The organism is uncultured Nostoc sp. (assembly GCF_964245575.1).
In the GTDB taxonomy this organism is placed as follows: Bacteria; Cyanobacteriota; Cyanobacteriia; order Cyanobacteriales; family Nostocaceae; genus Nostoc.
Genome location: NZ_CAXTNP010000177.1, coordinates 1 through 16,896, shown reverse-complemented (window position 1 = coordinate 16,896; position 16,896 = coordinate 1). Strand labels below are relative to the sequence as shown.

The following is a 16,896-nucleotide window of genomic DNA, read 5'->3' as shown; positions in this document are numbered from 1 at the left end:
TTTATGGGCTATAGCCTAGCCACACAAAGGCTTTGACTGTTTTCGGAGATGTCTACTCATATCGGCACAGTTATTGGTAGCAGTCAGTCCTGAGTAATAACCTGTGATTTTTTACCAGTTTTTTTGGTTACTAGGTCGCTAAATTGGTAAATTATCAATTGATTAAGAAAAAATGCTTGAGAGATTGCCAATGAATAACAAACGAATCCTGGCTTTTCTGAGTTGGGTATTTATCTCGTTTTTACTAATCGTCGGCTGTAGTCAAACGACTACACCTAACTCATCTTCAACTACTAGTCCAGCAGCCCAAACAGCAAATTTGACGATATCAGCAGCTGCTAGCCTCAGAGATGCAATGGACGAAATCAAACCTCTTTACAGTAAGGAAAAACCAAATGTTACTCTGAGCTACAACTTTGGTTCATCGGGCGCTTTGCAACAACAGATTGAACAGGGTGCAGGAGTTGACGTTTTTATCTCAGCTGCAACTAAACAGATAGATGCTTTACAGCAAAAAGGTTTGTTAGTTGATGGGACTCGCAAGGACTTGCTGAAAAATCAAGTGGTGTTGATAGTACCGCAAAATTCCACAACTGTGGCTGATTTCAAAGACTTAACTTCACCACGCATTAAGAAAATTGCTCTAGGCGAACCTAAAAGTGTCCCTGCTGGACAATATGCTCAACAAGTCTTAACTTCATTAAAGATTCTTGACCAAATTAAAAGCAAAGCCGTCTATGCCAAAGACGTTCGTCAAGCTCTCAATTACGTAGAATCAGGCAATGCTGACGCTGGGATCGTCTACCTCTCAGATGCCAAAAGCACGCCAAAAGTCAAAATTGTAGCAACTGCATCTGAAAAAACCCATTCTTCCGTCGTTTATCCAATCGCGGTTCTCAAAAGCAGTAAAAATCTTGATGCCGCTAAGGATTTTGTACAATTTTTATCGGGCAATGAAGCCAAAACTGTATTTGAAAAACAGGGATTTACGGTAGCTGGTAGTTAACCAAATAATTCCTAATTCGTAATTCGTAATTAAAGAATGGGTACAAGCAAGCCCCCACTAAATTTTTAATTTAGTGATCTTCAATCAGTGGAGAGTTCAAGCTCCACTGATTGCAATTACGAATTACGCATTATCAATTAGGAATTATTTTGACAAAGCTGGTTGAGAATTCAACGCACTACTAAAACCAGCCCTAATAAGCACTGTTCTTATCCACAAAACTATGACACTGGATTTATCGCCCCTCTGGATATCACTTAAAACTTCATTGCTTGCAACATTTATTACCTTCTTCCTTGGTATGTGCGTTTAGATATTCTGCGCTTAATTTTAAGGAGTAGTGAGCTTAACGATATCTAGTTTGCATATCTAAAATTTTTATAATTTTTGTGAAATGGGCTGAAAAGCCAGGGCAAACGCATCTAAATTACTCTTAATCACAACCAACGTTAAGAACCAATGACAAAATCAGCATTTCTCGTTTGATTTACTTTCCAAACCTCAAAGCAATCGCCTAAATCTTCGTCAATAAACTAAGCTTAATGAGAAAATTTTAGATTTTATTGAGAACAAACTGTTCTTATTGACATGATGCGGCCGCCCTAGCTGAAAAGCCCGCCCTAATTATGCAATTTAAATGTGGAACAGCTTATAAGGATTAAGCACTAAAAAAAGTGAAATACTACTGCCTTGGTTAATACCAAATTTTCGCCTATTCACCTGTTTGACTAGGCTTCATCATCTGATGTTTCTTCAATCTCAATTTCCCAAGATTCTCCTTTATCATTTGGTGGAAAAAGGTGAATTTTGGCTTTGTCAGAAAACTGCTTTAACTTTTTGATGAACTGAGGAATAGCATCGACGATATGCAGATAACTTTCTATGTCATAGCAGATAATGACTAACATCAGAGGACTAGTATTTATCTTGAAATACCAGTGACAATTTGATAATAAAACTCGCATTATTGGGCCGCAGGCTTGATAAAATCGCCTGCAAGTAGCTTCTTCTAGTTGTCTGTAGAATAACTCGTTAAGTATAGGTGCTCCAGTTGGAGGCAAATCATCTGCCGGAAGGGGGGATTTATTCATAGTAAATAACTAGGGATTGTGAATTATTAGTCAAAAAAAATACAATAATTCTGCGCGTTTTAATCACGCCATCTGCTCAAAGATGGCGCAACAAGCATTTTCGTAGTTGCACCCAAAGTCGGGAAATCATAGCAAGTGTTCTTGTTTTTGTGTTGCAAGCCATTGCAGTTCTAACCACAAACGAGGATCTGTCTGCCTTACCTTCGACATCGGATCTCGCAGCAAATGTGTAGCATTTAGGCAGACAACCTCAATTAATCCTGCATATTCTGCTACTTCTCTGAGTATAGATATCTGGGCTTTGACAGCAGCAATCAGATTGTCAGGGCAATAAATTGTGAAGTATGGCAGAAAGTGAACACGAGGTCTTCCCCAATAAGACTCGATGAGTTTAACATGACAGTGTTTTAGCAATTCCTCGACTTGTGGGAAAGAATGAGCAATTACCGTTTTGAATTCTTTGACTAGCTCTTGTTCATACCAACTTGTGTTCATAGTTATAACTTTCATGCTGAAAGTAACAATTGGGAATTTTGAATTGTGATTTAGTTTTTCTACTAATCACTAATAACTCAGCACCTACCAGCCTTAGTACAAAGATTTTTTAGGGTACTGTATAGTACAAAAAGGTTGGCGAAGCAATTTTTTACTAATGCGGGTTCCGTTATCCTCAAACACTATCAAGTGCAATACTTGCTCTAGGAAACGCCGTTTGTCAAAAATGCCTTGAATCAGCACTTCTAGTTCAGTTGCGCCTTTGGCAGGAAAATCTTCTCCATCAATTGTGCGCCAGGGTAAAAACTCCTGCCAGTCTGAGGTTAATGTACCGACTCGTGCCCGATTTCCATAAGTAATAACTAGGAATGTATTGTAGGAAAACAGCTTTGGTATTTGTTGCCAGTAGGTCTGAATTCGCTGATAACCTTCTTTGAAAGTGGCCTGTTCATCACTTGACTGAATCGAAGTAATAACTGCCAAGGGTAAACCGTTGATAAACACAACTACATCAGGACAGTGAGTATAACTCCCCTCAACTACAGTCAAGGGATGAATAGCTAACCAATCATTGTTCAGTAGATTAGACGTATCAATGAGGCACACTTTGTCATGAGCTATTTTTTCGTTGTAGAGATATTCAACTTCCACACCATTGGTCAAAAATTTGTGAAAGCGACGGTTATTTTCCAGCAAGTCGGAACTCTCTGTGCAAGTAACCTGATGGATAGCTGCGGCGATCGCCTGATCCGGTTTTGTCGGGTTAATTTTCTGCAAAGCGTTATGGAGGCGCTGACACAAAACTACATCACTATAGCTACTCCGCCCTATCTGATGCTTACCCAAAACAATATCTGGCTCTAATAAAACTGTATAGCCAATAACCTCGAACCAGGTGAGCAAAGATGGTGCGATGGCAACTCTTAGAGACGCTTCTCTATGTTCGTGTAGCGTGTCGGAGACAGAGGCTTTGCCAACGGGTAGCTTGCTTCCCCGTAGAGTTACGCCCAACCCAAGCATCGCAGATTGTGTGAAATCAAAACGTCGGCGAAGCTTTCTTATAACACGACTCGCTTTGGCAGTTGTTTTTTTTAGCTGTGGTGGATTCATCAACAGTAAAAGACTTAATTTTAGTCAATGTAGGAGCTAGGCATGAGCCACTCAGCATTGGTTGGTATATTTTTGATAGAATATACGACTTGATAGTAACTATCAAAGCTGAAGTTAATCGGCAAGATTGTATCTTGTGCTACATATTACCAATATTATTGGTAATAGTGTAATGAACAGTTATTAGTTCTGTTTAATGCCTAACCTTTGTTTCTTGCTCTAAAAACACGTTGCCAATATCAAATAAAAGTTGCATAGTACCTCGATAGCCAACTTTGGTAAACTGACCATAATCTAAGCGGTCAAAAATGGGAATCCCTTGACGATAGAGAGGAATTTTTAAGCGTTGAGCGATCGCAACTCCATGAGAGTTGGTAATTAGCAAATCAGATCCAACCGCCAATTGCTCAAAGTCTTCCAAATCGCCAATAGTAACACTAGGAATCGGAAGTTTTTCTAATAGAGGAAAGCGTGTTGTTGTCACCGCCGCATGAATCTGAACTCCTAGCGATCGCAAAAAAGAAACTGTTGACCAAAGTAAATCTGGTTCCAGCGCCAAAGAAACTCGCTTGCACCCAAAGTAAAAGTGATTCTCCAACATTACATGTTGTAACTGACGGCGTTGACGGCGGTATTTCTCTGGTACGCTGACACCACTGATATCCGCCAATGCTTGCAGAAATTTATCTACTGCTGCTAGTCCCGTCAGTTCATTAAATACCTCATAAGGTATATTAAATCTCTGCTCCAAAATTTGCGCCCCAGCCCGCATACTATCACCTAGTGCCAAAGTGAATACAGAACTGCCAATTGAGCGCAACTGTGCTGCATTTGTGCCATTAGCTGTAATCGCACTAGAAGAATCTTCTATATGACCATCTAATGAGCCAGAAAGGTCAGGTACAACAATAGGTACGAGTCCAAAAGAGGTAACAATCTCTTTGATTTCCTGTACATCCCCTGGTGTGAAGGCAGAACTCGCCAAAATAGTGATTTGTGTGGGATAAGCGTCTTGCTTGTCGCTTTTTTGAGGAATTTCCCTGACTATACTTTCAACTGCACCAGCAAAGCCATCCTGTAATGTACCTTTGAAATCTGGTGTAGAGACAAGCACAATTGGTAAATAATCCAATTCTGGGTGACGGTGGCGAATATCCTTGACAAAGCGCCCCATATCATCACCTCTGGTTTCCACAAGTCCAGTGCTACAAAGACCGATAATTTCTGGTTTGGATCTCTGCACTAAAGTCAAAATTGCTTCTTCAACTCTTTCCTCACCACCCAAAATGGTTGCAACTTCAGTCATCGCTGTACTAGAAAGGGGAATCGTCTGACGAAAATGTTGTACTAATACCGCCTTAGTCAAAGCAGTACAGCCTTGAGAACCGTGTAATAAAGGCATGATTCCCTTCAACCCCAAAAAGGCTAAAACTGCACCTACAGTTTGGCTTTGCTTCAGGGGATTAACTGCAACAGATGTACTCGTAACGCTAATAATCGCCATCAAATATCCTCCTCAGAAGAATTTTTTGCTGACCACGGGGCTGGCTGGTATACTTGCTCCCACACAGGGTTGTAAAAAGCGGCATACACTTCTCGTGCTACCTCTAAGATTCCTATATAGCCTGCATAAGGATGATTGCGTTCTTGATTAATGTCTAGAAATGGAATCCTAGCAGTGAGAGAGGTGTCTTGATGGCGTTTATCAGCAATTAACATATCAGCTTGATTTTCGTTAATTATCTGTAAAATTTCTTCAGGAGTATTTTGTTCTAGAATTATGCCATCTCGATCCAACAAACTTTTGACTCTAATTTTATCCTCCTCAGTATTATCTTTAGTAAGAATAGCAATAACTTCCATCCCCAATTTCTTAGCAGCAAAGATAATCAACCAACTCTTGAAACTTCCAATAGAAAGGATAATGCGCTTACCTTGTAATCGGGTAATATACAGAGCGAGTTTTTCATCTATTGCAGCAGTTTCTTCTACAATTAACTTTTCTGTACGTTCCTGCAAATCAGAATTACCTAACTTTGCCGCAATATTCCTTAAACATTGATTGATTGACTCTATACCATAGATAGATTCTTCAATATAGGGAATGCCATATTTTTTTTCCATCCCTTTTGCCACGTTGATAAGTGCTTTGGAGGAGAGTATGACGTTAAGTTGGGCACGATGAGCATAGCAAACTTCTTTGTAGACAGCATCGCCTGTAATTTTTGCTAAAACTCTGATACCTAATTTCTCCAATAACGGTAGAACATTCCATATTGCACCTGCGATGTTATGTTCGCCAATTAGGTTGATGTCATCAGGTGTACTAGTCTCTGGTTCAGCTGTTCCAATAACGTGTTCTAGCATTGCTTCACCAGCAACACGGTTGCCCAAATTTTGGTTCCCAATGAATCCAGGACAATGTACAGGGATAGTAGGTATTCCTGTTTTCTCGGTGGCATCTTTGCAAACTCCCTCAATGTCATCCCCAATCAGGGCGGTGATGCAAGTGGAGTAAACAAATACCGCCGCCGGTTTGTAGCGTCTTGCTAATTCTAAAATGCCTTTGTACAGCTTTTTGGCTCCACCGAAAATGATATCGTTCTCATCGATGTCGCTGGTAAAGCGTATTTTGTACAGCATCGAACCAGAAGAGAGACTGCTGTAACTTCCCCAAATACTGGCAGCACAGCCACTTGGCCCGTGAACTACATGAGCAGCATCAGTGATTGGTACTAGGGTAATCATTGCACTATCAAAAGCGCAACTCCCTTGAGTAGTTCCAGGTTGGGGTAATTGTGTGGAGGGCTTTTTTTTCTTTTGTTTCTGCTGCTGAGGAGCATCTTCAGAATTGGAGTTACTAAGCGAATCGTTAATTTTTCCTGGGGTGGGATTCATTTGTTTGGTGACAATAAGTAGAAGTTACTAGGTGTTAAGTGAATTTCCAAAAGCTTTCATAGGATTTTCATTTATTAACCCTGTATCTAAAGGATGGAATAAAAGGGAATGAAAAATTCTCTTTCTCATTCCCTAAAACATAAACATCAACTAGGTTAGAGAAGGAAAAAACAAAAACATCAACTAGACTATTAAAGTATTAATGTTGCTGTGTAGACCTTGATAGATTAGTGTTAGCACGGTGAAGTTTAAACCAACAAAAGTTAAGATTGGCTATTCGATTACCTCCATTTTAAAGGATTTTTTAGGAGTGATGAGTGCTGAGTCCTGAGTAAAAAGTAATGAATAAGTAGTACTAATGAATCTTCCTACTTTCAGCCGAGGCATTCGCTACTCAGAACTAATTTGATGCTTAGTCGGTCTAATTTTACTTTTTACTCAGCACGGACTAAATTTTAGCTATCCGCTAATGTTACTCAGCACTCAGAACTGTTTCGGTGAGAGGGTGGGCTATTTTTGCCCACCTGATATTTACTCTGTATTTAGCACCTGAGTCTAAACAAGAACCTTACTTCTTTTAACTACCGGAAACTATTTCTACATTTCCTTTTTTCAGAGCTTCTAGTGCTTCACCTTGGGCATCTTCTAGCTTCTTCTCGCCATCTGCTTGAGCGTTGGCAGCACCTACCAGTTTTGCAGCATTTTCTTCGCTTTCGAGAATACCAAATTCAATCAACAAATCTTCTAGCTCGTCCATCTCAATCGGTGTAGGAACGGCAAGATTTGTATTGTTGATAATCTTGTCCGCTAATGTCCGGTATTGATTAGCTTGATTGCTATCAGGTGCATACTCGTTGACAGTCATCCGGCGCAATTCTGCGTGTTGCACGATGTTGTCGCGGGGAACAAAGTGAATCATCTGTGTACTCAATCTCGCCGCCAATGTACTAATTAGTTCGTCTTCTCTATCAGTATTACGACTGTTACAAATTAGACCTCCCAAGCGCACGCCACCAGTATGGGCGTACTTGAGAACACCGCGAGAGATGTTATTAGCTGCAAACATCGCCATCATTTCACCAGAGGTAACGATGTAGATTTCTTGGGCTTTACCTTCACGAATTGGCATGGCGAAACCACCACACACAACGTCGCCCAACACGTCGTAGGATACGAAATCTACGTCTGAGTAAGCACCGTTTTCTTCCAAGAAGTTGATGGCGGTGATGATACCGCGACCGGCGCAACCTACACCAGGTTCAGGTCCACCAGATTCCACGCATTTGATATCTCGGAAACCATTGATAACTACTTCTTCAAGTTCGATATCTTCGACAGCGCCCCGTTCAGCAGCTAAATGCAGCACGGTAGTTTGAGCTTTACAGTGTAAAATCAAACGAGTGGAGTCAGCTTTGGGGTCACATCCGACAATCAAGATGCGTTTTCCCACTTCTGCCATAGCAGCAAGGGTATTTTGAGAAGTAGTAGATTTACCAATACCACCTTTACCGTAAAAAGCAATCTGTCTAATTTTTTCGTCGGACATGATGATTAATCCTGTAATTGTTTGTTTGCGGGTTTGTCGGTTTATCAGGGGTTGGCACAAAGTGCCCACCAGAGGCGATCGCGCTGTAAAATTACAGCAGTGACCAGATGTAGAACGTCGTTGGAGGTGATCGCTCTACAGCAAAAAGAGTCCGAAGAAGCAACATATTCAGGTTTTGGTCAGTTTTCGTTAGTGATTAGTCATTGTTTTTTCTGACTAATGGTTAGAGCGATAAGACATCACTCAAGGAATATTGCAAGTATTACCAGACCCTCACTCAAATGATTTCTCTGGCGGTAGTAATACCAATTGGAAAAAAGAAAGTTACTCCCTTCCAAGCTGGAAACCCAGATTCAATCCGAATTTCAAAAATTACGTTAGCGCAGCCTAAAGCCTTCTCTTCTTCCAAGGGAAGACGCACTCGCGTTCGAGAGGCTTGTTTACGACACGCTCTTGCTAGCTTGCTTCTCCGTAGGAGTACGCTAACGGCATAGCTTCGCTTAGAGTCAGTCCACGTTCGCGCAGCATCTCGTAGAGAGGGTCATTACGTAGCTTGCTTCTCGCCTTCTCTACAAGACGCTACGCGAATAGCGAGTATTACGAATTCAGCATTATCAGTTGTTGTAATCACCTGAAGGTTGCTCATACCTAAAGAGTGGTTGCAGCAGCAATTTAAATTTACGCCAAGTTTTCCCTAAACCACACAACCAACCATTGCAATCCACTCTAAACAGTCGCTACAACTTCCCCAATTTTGCTGATATCGTAACCGCCGAGAATTTCAAATTGTGAGTGAACCATCCGATGTCCCAAAGTACTGAGTAACTGCTGTACTGGTGCTTCTTCCATATATTCCTTGAGAATCACCAAATCATATCGTGACTGATGTAAAGGGATAAATCCCAGCCCAAAAGCGGTAGCTATAGATGCCGTGCTAATACCTGCATCGGCAACTCCTCCTACTACAGCTTGGGCAACATCTTGGTGACTTTTGAGTATATTGTCAAAGCCCTGAACAGCATCGAACGATATCTGCTCTTTTTGAAGTGTTTGTTCCAAAAGCATCCGACTACCAGAACCTATTTCACGGTTGACAATAGTCGCTCCCCCTGCCACTAAGTCAGTAACTGTTCTAATTCCCATCGGGTTCCCTGACTTCAACAAAAGTCCCTCCTCCCAGACCCCAAGGGTAATCAGAACTGCTTCTCTTCCAGCCAAAACATCTCGAACAAAGGGAGTATTATACTCACCAGTCTCAGGATCATACAGATGCATCCCAGCGATGTGCGCCTCACCTCGGCATAGACTGTGCAATGCAGCCATGCTATTGGCGAAGTTATATTGGACTCGCAGTTGGGGATGCCAGCGTTCGGTGGCTCTTGCCCATAGTGAAATCACAGGGGCACAACCAGCAATCACAACCGTGTTGTGAAGTGTGTCGAGATTATCGTCTAAAAGACGGACTCGAACTTTATTTGTCCCTGTAAGGCTTGTGCTTTTACCCTTCGGGTGACGCTCGTTCCTCGCTACCGCTGGCGCTAACAGCAGTTTGCTTATGCCGGGGAACCCGTCCACCGCAACTGCTTCACCGTCAGCCGGAATCATATCTTGGCGAAAAGCATCTTTGCCAATCAACGGATAAGCTATCCATTGTCCTCCTACACGAGCCATGCTAACTCGCAGTTGCTGACCATTAGGAATAGGTTTGGCAAGAACTGCTTCAATTTCAGGTAAATCCCGCTCCAACCAGAATAGATCCTCAACTTGACAGCCAAGCGCTTTGGCCAAGCGAAGTGTTATGGCAACTGAGGGAGCATATTGTCCCGACTCTACACCACTAATAGTCTGACGAGTCACACTAGCGATGTTAGCCAAATCTTGTTGGCTCATGCCTAAGCGAGTTCTAATCGACTTCAAGTTATTACGGAGGTCACTATCCTGCTTCATTGGCTTTGTCTGTTGGTTTCAAAAAGCCGTAGCGGATTTAAACATTGCATCTGCCAAGGCGAAAGTCTGGTCTTTGAGTTTATATCATTTCTCTTTGACGACATAACTGTGCTTTCGCTGTCTTGATTCCCCATATAAAAAGACTATCACAGAAATAGCTAATTTGCTTGCCAAGCGCCAATTATTTTTGCGGGTGGTTGCTTTTTGGCTGCTATTTTCGCTCAAAAGCCCCAAATTCCAATAAACAGAGCATTTGTCTAGCAGAAAACTTATACCAATTAAATTGGTATAAAGTAGTATTTAATACAGTTTTAGAAATTCATTTGGGCTTAGATGCTTGATAGGCGACTAATACAAGCCGTAGAAAATGGATTGTTACCCAAGAATAATAACCCTAGCTATAGCGTCTGACAAATTTGTACCGCCGACATACATGTGATACTCACAAGTATTAGGTGAGTCCAAAACATCGCTGTTATCTAGCAATGTGTAATCTACCCCCATTAAACCCATCATCCGCTTGACTTTACGGAAATTGCCCATATAGATAGGTGTCAAAACCAGGAATAAAGTTCAACTTGCCATTAGAGGTTGTTTGAAAAGTCTAACAGGTTGTAAAAAAGCTCTCTGGGTATACGCTGTGAATAGATAATAAACAGCACCGAGAGAGTGACATAAGTAAAGCATACAAGAGCAACCTGAGTTTGGAGCAATATAAATTGATTAGAGACTATGAGTTATTGCTCGAAACATCCGAGACTTTTATTTATCTTGCCATAATACGCATTATGGTGAGGCGATTAGCATAATTTTTAACTCCGAAAAACTTTTCAAACATGCTCTAAGTGTATATGAAAAAATTTCTCAGGCTATCATACTGCTACTTGCAGGTCTGTAGTATCCGTATTTTTCCCAGATATGGCCCCTGGCTGTAATACCCAAGCGGCGATCGCTTGTAGTATTTCAGCCTTTTCTTTAGGTGTGGCAGATTCAATTAGTTGAATAGGCGTTAACTCAACTACTCCTATTCTCGCTAGTGCTGGAATTCTACAATTTTCTGGCAGGGCATGAAGGATTTTGAAGTAATTACCAGCTTTTAGGTCGTTTTTGCCATCAAGAAACTTACTAATAGTACTCTCGTGGACACCAGCCCTAACAGAAATCTCTCTTGCTGTTAAGCAACTTTCCCTAATTGCTGTAATTAATATTTCTTGATGTTTATCCATATTGCCACTACTTGCTTTTTTTCAAGTTATTGAATACTATCAAATCTGTCTAGAAAATACAATTTAGCAAAAATCACACTGGCTTAATAGTGCTAGGGTGAGAGTTTTGTGAAATTTTAGCGACTTTTACAACAAACTAGCTCTACTTGCATATGCGGGTAAGGGCAAAACTCGTTTTATCCATATTATGACAGACACAAAGATTCAAGGGAAGTTCTACCCGCTTCAACATGAAGAATGGCTAAGAGCCTGCCGGGAATTAACCCCAGCACAGAGGGATGTACTCTACTACCTTCGCACTCTCGACCCATACAGCACCGGAATGGAAGTATCACCCTCAAGGATTGCCAAGGATTTATCTACCGCAGAAAAGCCAGTTCACCGCAGCACTGTAGGGCGTGCCCTAAAAGCGTTGGATGAAAAGGGATTTGTCGATATGGAGCTTCTTAAGGTTAAGGTTCACGTTCTCACCAAAGGCTTGCACTGTTGCGATGAGGCAACAAGTTGCGATGAGGCAACAAGTTGTGATGAGGCAACAAGTTGCGATGAGGCAACAAGTTGCGATGAGACAACTTTGTTGCCTGACCGCAACTTAGGTGATCATGACGCAACTTGCGCGATCATGACGCAACTTGCGCGATCGCCACGCAACAAGCACGAGCCAGAAGTATTGCCAGATAAAGATTCCAGCATACCTAAGATTAATAAGACTTATTTAAAATTTATAGACTCTCTCTCAGAAACCGAGCGAGCGAATTTTTTAAATTTTTGTGAGGAAAAAACAAAGAACCTCAGCCAGCCAGTGAACGACATTGAGGCTTGGTTAGCTCACACCACTAAAGCCGGACAGAACCGCTGGGAAGTTTATTACAAAAAATTTGTGACCTGCCAACAAGCCGAGTCCAAGAAATCTCAAAGTAGCCATGGCAATCAGATGAAAAAGTTTCAAGAGGAACTTGAGCAACAACGACAGCAAGCTATGTCCATGTATGGCAACACAAATGAATCAATCGAAGCTTTGCCAAACTCAAGTCTATTATTTCAAGTTGCTTATGACTGAACAACTAAGTTTCCAAGGTGATGGTAGCAATGCCTACGGCGGTAAACTACGCCTGCCACCCCAAAATATTGAGGCAGAAGAGGCCATTTTGGGGGGAATTATGCTTGACCCAGAAGCAATAGGTAGAGTGAGCGATCAGCTGATTCCAGAAGCTTTTTACATCAGCGCCCATAAAGATATCTATCAAGCAGCTCTTAGGCTCTACAGTCAAAGTAAACCCACCGACTTGCTGACGGTTACCAGTTGGCTTGCTGACCATGAAATGCTAGCCCGTATTGGTGGTAGAAATAAATTAGCAACACTTGTAGACCGCACCGTATCAGCAGTCAATATCGATGCTCTAGCAGGATTGGTAATGGACAAGTATTTGCGCCGTCAGTTAATCAAGGCTGGCAATGAAATTGTGCATCTGGGCTACGAGACAGAAACTGAGCTACCAGTTATCCTTGACCACTCAGAACAAAAAATCTTTCAACTTTCTAACCAAAAGTTTTGCTCAAATACTGAACATAACAGCACGATTAATCTTGCTGCTTATGAGGAATTAAAGTCTAAAAGCCCCATTTACCCTACAGGACTTTCCCAACTCGATAAGTTAATGGTGGGATTTGAAGGTGGCACTCTTACCATTGTTGGGGGCAGACCGTCAATGGGAAAGTCTTTTATTGGCAGTTTTCTGGCTCTCCAGATGATACTACTTCACAAGTTACCCGTTATCATCTTCTCACTAGAGATGACTAAAAAGCAATTGGAGTATCGGTTGTGGAGTTTAATTAGCGTCACCAACGCTTATAAGCATTTAGAGTTAACGCCACTAAAAAGCGATCGCATCCGCAGACATCGCTCAGGTAATAAACCCCTAGCAGACTGGGAATTTACAAGCATTGCCAAAATCGTCGGTATTGCTTCGGAACTGCCGCTTTATATGAATGACTCAAGGGGCATCACCGTTTCACAAATTGCCTCAGAATGCCGTCAAATTAAGGTCAAACAGGGAAAACTGGGGTTAGTTGTAGTTGATTACCTGCAAATGATGGCAGAGGATTCTGGAGGGAACCGCAGCTATGAACTGGGAGATGTGGCCAGGGGACTTTACAAAATGGCTCTTGAACTGGATGTACCCGTGCTAGCACTGTCGCAAATCTCTAGGGGAGTTGAGGGCAGACAGAATAAGCGCCCAATCATGAGTGACCTCAGCCAGTCAGGAATTTTAGAAATGGTGGCAGACAATATTATTCTCGCTTACCGGGATGAGTACTATAACCCAGACACTACAGACCAAGGAATATTAGAGCTAATCATGGCTAAAGCACGGCACGGTGAAACAGGTACAGCAACCGTATTTTTTGACAAGTCCTATGGAATTATCCAGAATTTGCGCTCATGTAATATCTGAGTCCTCAAACTGCTGTCAAAATCATCCCCCTCCTGCGTCGGAATTTTTACTGGGGGGTATTGATAATAGCCCTAGTAAAAACTCTTCAGAAATAGAGATATCCCCCAGTAAAGACAACCCTAGTAAAAAGCGTAGAAATTGGGGTGAGGGTAACGGCACTATTCATTGGCGCACCATTACTAGGGGTGGAAAGGACTATCCTCAGGCTTATTATCATTGGCAGGAAAAAGGGAGAAAGAAGACCAAGTATATTCCCAAGCAAATACTTGGGGATATTCAAGAAGCAGAGTTCAAGAAGCGCCCAATTAGAGAAATTTTGACATTACTGGGTGTTGTGCCTAGCCCTAGTAAAAACACATTACTGGGGGATATCGAAAATAGCCCTAGTAACGATGTCGAGCAGTTAGAAATACCCCCCAGTAAAAATAACCCTAGTAAAATTAGACGACAAAAAGGATTAGGTAGTGGCTCCATTCAGTGGAAAACCATCACCCTTCACGGCAAAGATTATCCCCAAGCTTGGTATCACTATGAGTTTTGGAAAGATGGCGATCGCCTGATTAAAAAGTGTAAATATATCCCAAAACGATTATTAGAGAAAATAGAGAAGTTAGAAGCAGATAAAGCCCCAGTCAGAGAGATTTTGTCAGTATTGCGAGTAAAATTATAGAAAAACCTCATCCTTAGAAAAGCCGCGCAAATTGTAAATATCAGTTAAATTTATTAAGTTGGACTTTGGACAAAAAGGAGTGTTCGCGTAAATTAGCATGAGTCTCCAACGAAGGCGCACCTACTTGAAGGGCGAAAGAAAACTGCGTTTTCTTAAAAGTTCGACGGGTTGAAAAAGGTACAAAAAAATGCTGAGACTGGAGTTAGATAAAAAAAGGACAGTTTAATTATCAAAGTGCCATCCAGAATGATTTACCTATTGGCTCAGGTTGGCTTAGGTGAAATTGAGAGCGCTCACCACTATGTGATTCAGGAACGGCTTAAACTTTCTTTCTTGTTAGTGGCAACCAGAAAATGCCATGACCATGCTGGCTCTGAGAGTCTTGAGAGCTAATGGGAATTGGGATATTTGTTAGCAAAATCACTCTGTGGCGATCGCCTGACAAAAACCACCACTTTTAATTACACTCTTCATGAGGACGAATAAAGCTGTAGCCATCCTCCTTTGGCATACCATCAATAAGTTGATCGTGAAGTATCCGCAGTGGGGGATCGCTTGTGTGGATGTGGTGCTGTTTGATTGCAATGAGTAGCGCGATTGCCCTTAACCCAAACGTATTACTAAATAAATCTCTAGACCCTCATTTTAATTAAATATTTCTTTAAGCAAACTAATTTCTAGGTGACAGTTTATTGTTTATTAATAATAGTGTACAAACTAGTGCTCCAAGCATAAAAACCATAGATGTGTCAGAATCCTTTAAAACCAGAGTATAAAACATAGACAACACTACAAAAACCAATACCGCTATTTTAAACATAATACCTAACAATTTTAACCATAACTACCAGGGCAAACGTATCAAAAGTATAGCTCCCGCTTTTTGCCGTTGATTATGATAGAAAAATATTTATGTTGATAGTAACATTTAATACTTTACTACAAGGAGATTCTTAGATCACTCTTCTTAATATATTTCTTAGGTGATTGCTGACCTGACTGCAACTATGACAGTTTTTTTACTGGTACTAACTAATATATAGCAATCCGGAATCATTCATGAAAAAATACTGAGACGGGATATAAGTAATGTTTGTAACTAAAGTGCAGGTGTGGTGATGTGGATGTGATTGTTGGAAGATTTATCAATTATAGTAAGGATTGGGAGCAACGCGATTTTCTGAAGTCGGGCAAAAAACGAGCGATGCCTACGGCGGGCTACGCCTACGCTAAAACATGCATTTAAGTAGAACGTTATTTTATTAACATGGAATTTACTGAAGAAGACGACAATTAATCTTGATGATTTATCTCAAAAAGATTGTTAACAGTTAATTTAGTAATAATCAAATTTTAATACTTAGTTTTAATTAAGACAAATAAATTCACGAGGTAAAATTTAAGTATAAAATTGTTTAAACACTGCTGGGGTTAAGGAAAGAATTAAAAATAGAGTTACAAAAATTGTCCCAACTTCCAGCTATCCATTGACATCGCAATTGCACCATATTTCGTGATTGTTGCCCAAACATAAGGTGTGAATCCTTCTGATATTCCTAACCATCTGAGAAAGGGGCAAAATCCTAACTTTAAATATTTTCCTTTTTGATGCGATTGATTGTTACGTTCAACTACATAAGGAATTGAGAGAGTTACTAGTACATTTCCAACTGTTAATATCTGCCGTTGATAATTACCATATTTTCTAAACTTTTGATTTTCACAACTTTTTGTTTGAGCAATTGCTGTATCTAAAGCATCTTGGGAGTGAGACAGTTTATTTAATAAAATTGCTACACATTCTCCTGAAGACAGTTAATGCGGTCTTTCTAATTTCTTCTTCTCTATCTTTAAAAGTCTGTCCAGACCATTCACTAATATTTGTTATTTCTAAAAGTTTCGTAACTTTTTCTTTAAACTCTGACAATGATTTGCTTAAATCTAAACCTGAATGTATGTTTTTGTTCATGAGTGACGGCAAACTCCCTGTTTTGATATTAAACATCAAAACCGTTACTCAAAGGGCATCCTACACTTTTTTGTTCCCTTAATAAAACTACACAACCATGAAGACAATTTTTTCTAAGTATTACTTAGATTCTAATTGATATGAAAGTATTTATTTTCCTAATCTACTGAAGTTAGTGTTTAGCGTAGGCGTAGCCCGCCTTTGGCATCGCTCGTTTTTTGTCCGACTTCAGAAAATCGCGTTGCTCCCTAAGGATTCAGGTAGGGGGTATTGACAAAGGGGACTTTTGGGGTTGAGGATTGCAATCATAAGGTCGGGCAATTACTAACAAAATATAAAAACTCATAAAGAATAATCGTTCGCTCCACTCAAAAGAATTTTTGTCGCACCATTAGCTCAACTGAACTTCACCAGACAAACTTACAGTCGATTCGTGACAAGTTAAGGAAAAGCAGGATTTGTCAAGGGGAGAGGAAATGGAG

12 protein-coding genes and 1 pseudogene are annotated in these 16,896 nt (G+C 40.8%); 4 read left to right on the top strand and 9 right to left on the bottom strand.

What is annotated here, in order from left to right; all coding sequences use genetic code 11:
- Positions 1-190 precede the first annotated feature (190 nt).
- A complete protein-coding gene (gene modA / locus ACFFAP_RS24635) occupies positions 191-1,006 on the top strand; it encodes a molybdate ABC transporter substrate-binding protein (protein WP_375513678.1) in 816 nt (271 codons plus the stop codon).
- A gap of 728 nt (positions 1,007-1,734) precedes the next feature.
- Here the strand turns inward: modA and ACFFAP_RS24630 are convergent.
- The 9 genes and pseudogenes from ACFFAP_RS24630 to ACFFAP_RS24590 all read right to left on the bottom strand — a co-directional run bounded on the left by ACFFAP_RS24630 (position 1,735) and on the right by ACFFAP_RS24590 (position 11,319).
- The gene (locus tag ACFFAP_RS24630) at positions 1,735-2,097 is read right to left on the bottom strand and encodes a hypothetical protein (RefSeq protein WP_375513677.1); all 363 of its coding nucleotides are present in this window, start codon (positions 2,095-2,097) and stop codon (positions 1,735-1,737) included.
- A gap of 126 nt (positions 2,098-2,223) precedes the next feature.
- Entirely contained in the window at positions 2,224-2,592 is a 369-nt protein-coding gene (locus tag ACFFAP_RS24625; RefSeq protein WP_375513676.1) for a hypothetical protein, read from the bottom strand.
- 93 nt (positions 2,593-2,685) lie between these two features.
- Entirely contained in the window at positions 2,686-3,612 is a 927-nt protein-coding gene (locus ACFFAP_RS24620) for a type I restriction endonuclease (protein ID WP_375513675.1), read from the bottom strand.
- A 283-nt stretch (positions 3,613-3,895) separates the two neighbouring features.
- Positions 3,896-5,206, bottom strand: coding sequence for a nitrogenase iron-molybdenum cofactor biosynthesis protein NifN (gene nifN / locus ACFFAP_RS24615; RefSeq protein WP_375513674.1), 1,311 nt, complete (start codon positions 5,204-5,206; stop codon positions 3,896-3,898).
- The gene (nifE, locus tag ACFFAP_RS24610) at positions 5,206-6,600 is read right to left on the bottom strand and encodes a nitrogenase iron-molybdenum cofactor biosynthesis protein NifE (protein WP_375513673.1); all 1,395 of its coding nucleotides are present in this window, start codon (positions 6,598-6,600) and stop codon (positions 5,206-5,208) included. The genes nifN and nifE overlap by 1 nt, the downstream gene beginning before the upstream one ends.
- Positions 6,601-7,177: 577 nt before the next feature.
- Positions 7,178-8,146 carry a nitrogenase iron protein gene (nifH, locus tag ACFFAP_RS24605; protein ID WP_375513672.1) on the bottom strand — a complete coding sequence of 323 codons (969 nt, stop codon included), beginning with the start codon at positions 8,144-8,146 and terminating at the stop codon, positions 7,178-7,180.
- Between the two features lie 726 nt (positions 8,147-8,872).
- On the bottom strand, positions 8,873-10,093 hold the full coding sequence (locus ACFFAP_RS24600; protein ID WP_375513671.1) for a substrate-binding domain-containing protein: 1,221 nt from the start codon (positions 10,091-10,093) through the stop codon (positions 8,873-8,875).
- A gap of 402 nt (positions 10,094-10,495) precedes the next feature.
- Positions 10,496-10,682, bottom strand: a pseudogene (locus ACFFAP_RS24595) (nitrogenase molybdenum-iron protein subunit beta); the annotation flags it as partial.
- A gap of 283 nt (positions 10,683-10,965) precedes the next feature.
- Positions 10,966-11,319 carry a helix-turn-helix domain-containing protein gene (locus tag ACFFAP_RS24590; protein WP_094330968.1) on the bottom strand — a complete coding sequence of 118 codons (354 nt, stop codon included), beginning with the start codon at positions 11,317-11,319 and terminating at the stop codon, positions 10,966-10,968.
- A 187-nt stretch (positions 11,320-11,506) separates the two neighbouring features.
- On the opposite strand from ACFFAP_RS24590, the gene ACFFAP_RS24585 reads away from it, so the two are divergent.
- Genes ACFFAP_RS24585 through ACFFAP_RS24575 form a run of 3 tightly spaced genes read left to right on the top strand, consistent with a single transcriptional unit; the run spans position 11,507 to position 14,445 of the window.
- Positions 11,507-12,379 (top strand): MarR family transcriptional regulator, encoded by an 873-nt coding sequence (locus tag ACFFAP_RS24585; RefSeq protein WP_375513670.1) that lies wholly within the window; start codon positions 11,507-11,509, stop codon positions 12,377-12,379.
- Positions 12,372-13,775: a replicative DNA helicase gene (dnaB, locus tag ACFFAP_RS24580; RefSeq protein ID WP_375513669.1), complete on the top strand. Its 1,404-nt coding sequence runs from the start codon at positions 12,372-12,374 to the stop codon at positions 13,773-13,775. Before ACFFAP_RS24585 ends, dnaB begins: the two co-directional genes overlap by 8 nt.
- Positions 13,738-14,445, top strand: a complete 708-nt coding sequence (locus tag ACFFAP_RS24575; protein WP_375513668.1) for a hypothetical protein — start codon at positions 13,738-13,740, stop codon at positions 14,443-14,445. The genes dnaB and ACFFAP_RS24575 overlap by 38 nt, the downstream gene beginning before the upstream one ends.
- The last annotated feature ends 2,451 nt before the right edge of the window (positions 14,446-16,896 follow it).

Excerpts from the sequence above, each read along its gene's own strand:
- ACFFAP_RS24600 (WP_375513671.1), bottom strand. The coding sequence starts at position 10,093 with ATGAAGCAGGATAGTGACCTCCGTAATAACTTGAAGTCGATTAGAACT.
- modA (WP_375513678.1), top strand. The coding sequence starts at position 191 with ATGAATAACAAACGAATCCTGGCTTTTCTGAGTTGGGTATTTATCTCG.
- ACFFAP_RS24625 (WP_375513676.1), bottom strand. The coding sequence starts at position 2,592 with ATGAACACAAGTTGGTATGAACAAGAGCTAGTCAAAGAATTCAAAACG.
- ACFFAP_RS24620 (WP_375513675.1), bottom strand. The coding sequence starts at position 3,612 with ATGCTTGGGTTGGGCGTAACTCTACGGGGAAGCAAGCTACCCGTTGGC.
- nifE (WP_375513673.1), bottom strand. The coding sequence starts at position 6,600 with ATGAATCCCACCCCAGGAAAAATTAACGATTCGCTTAGTAACTCCAAT.
- nifN (WP_375513674.1), bottom strand. The coding sequence starts at position 5,206 with ATGGCGATTATTAGCGTTACGAGTACATCTGTTGCAGTTAATCCCCTG.
- ACFFAP_RS24590 (WP_094330968.1), bottom strand. The coding sequence starts at position 11,319 with ATGGATAAACATCAAGAAATATTAATTACAGCAATTAGGGAAAGTTGC.
- ACFFAP_RS24585 (WP_375513670.1), top strand. The coding sequence starts at position 11,507 with ATGACAGACACAAAGATTCAAGGGAAGTTCTACCCGCTTCAACATGAA.
- ACFFAP_RS24575 (WP_375513668.1), top strand. The coding sequence starts at position 13,738 with ATGGAATTATCCAGAATTTGCGCTCATGTAATATCTGAGTCCTCAAAC.
- nifH (WP_375513672.1), bottom strand. The coding sequence starts at position 8,146 with ATGTCCGACGAAAAAATTAGACAGATTGCTTTTTACGGTAAAGGTGGT.
- ACFFAP_RS24630 (WP_375513677.1), bottom strand. The coding sequence starts at position 2,097 with ATGAATAAATCCCCCCTTCCGGCAGATGATTTGCCTCCAACTGGAGCA.
- dnaB (WP_375513669.1), top strand. The coding sequence starts at position 12,372 with ATGACTGAACAACTAAGTTTCCAAGGTGATGGTAGCAATGCCTACGGC.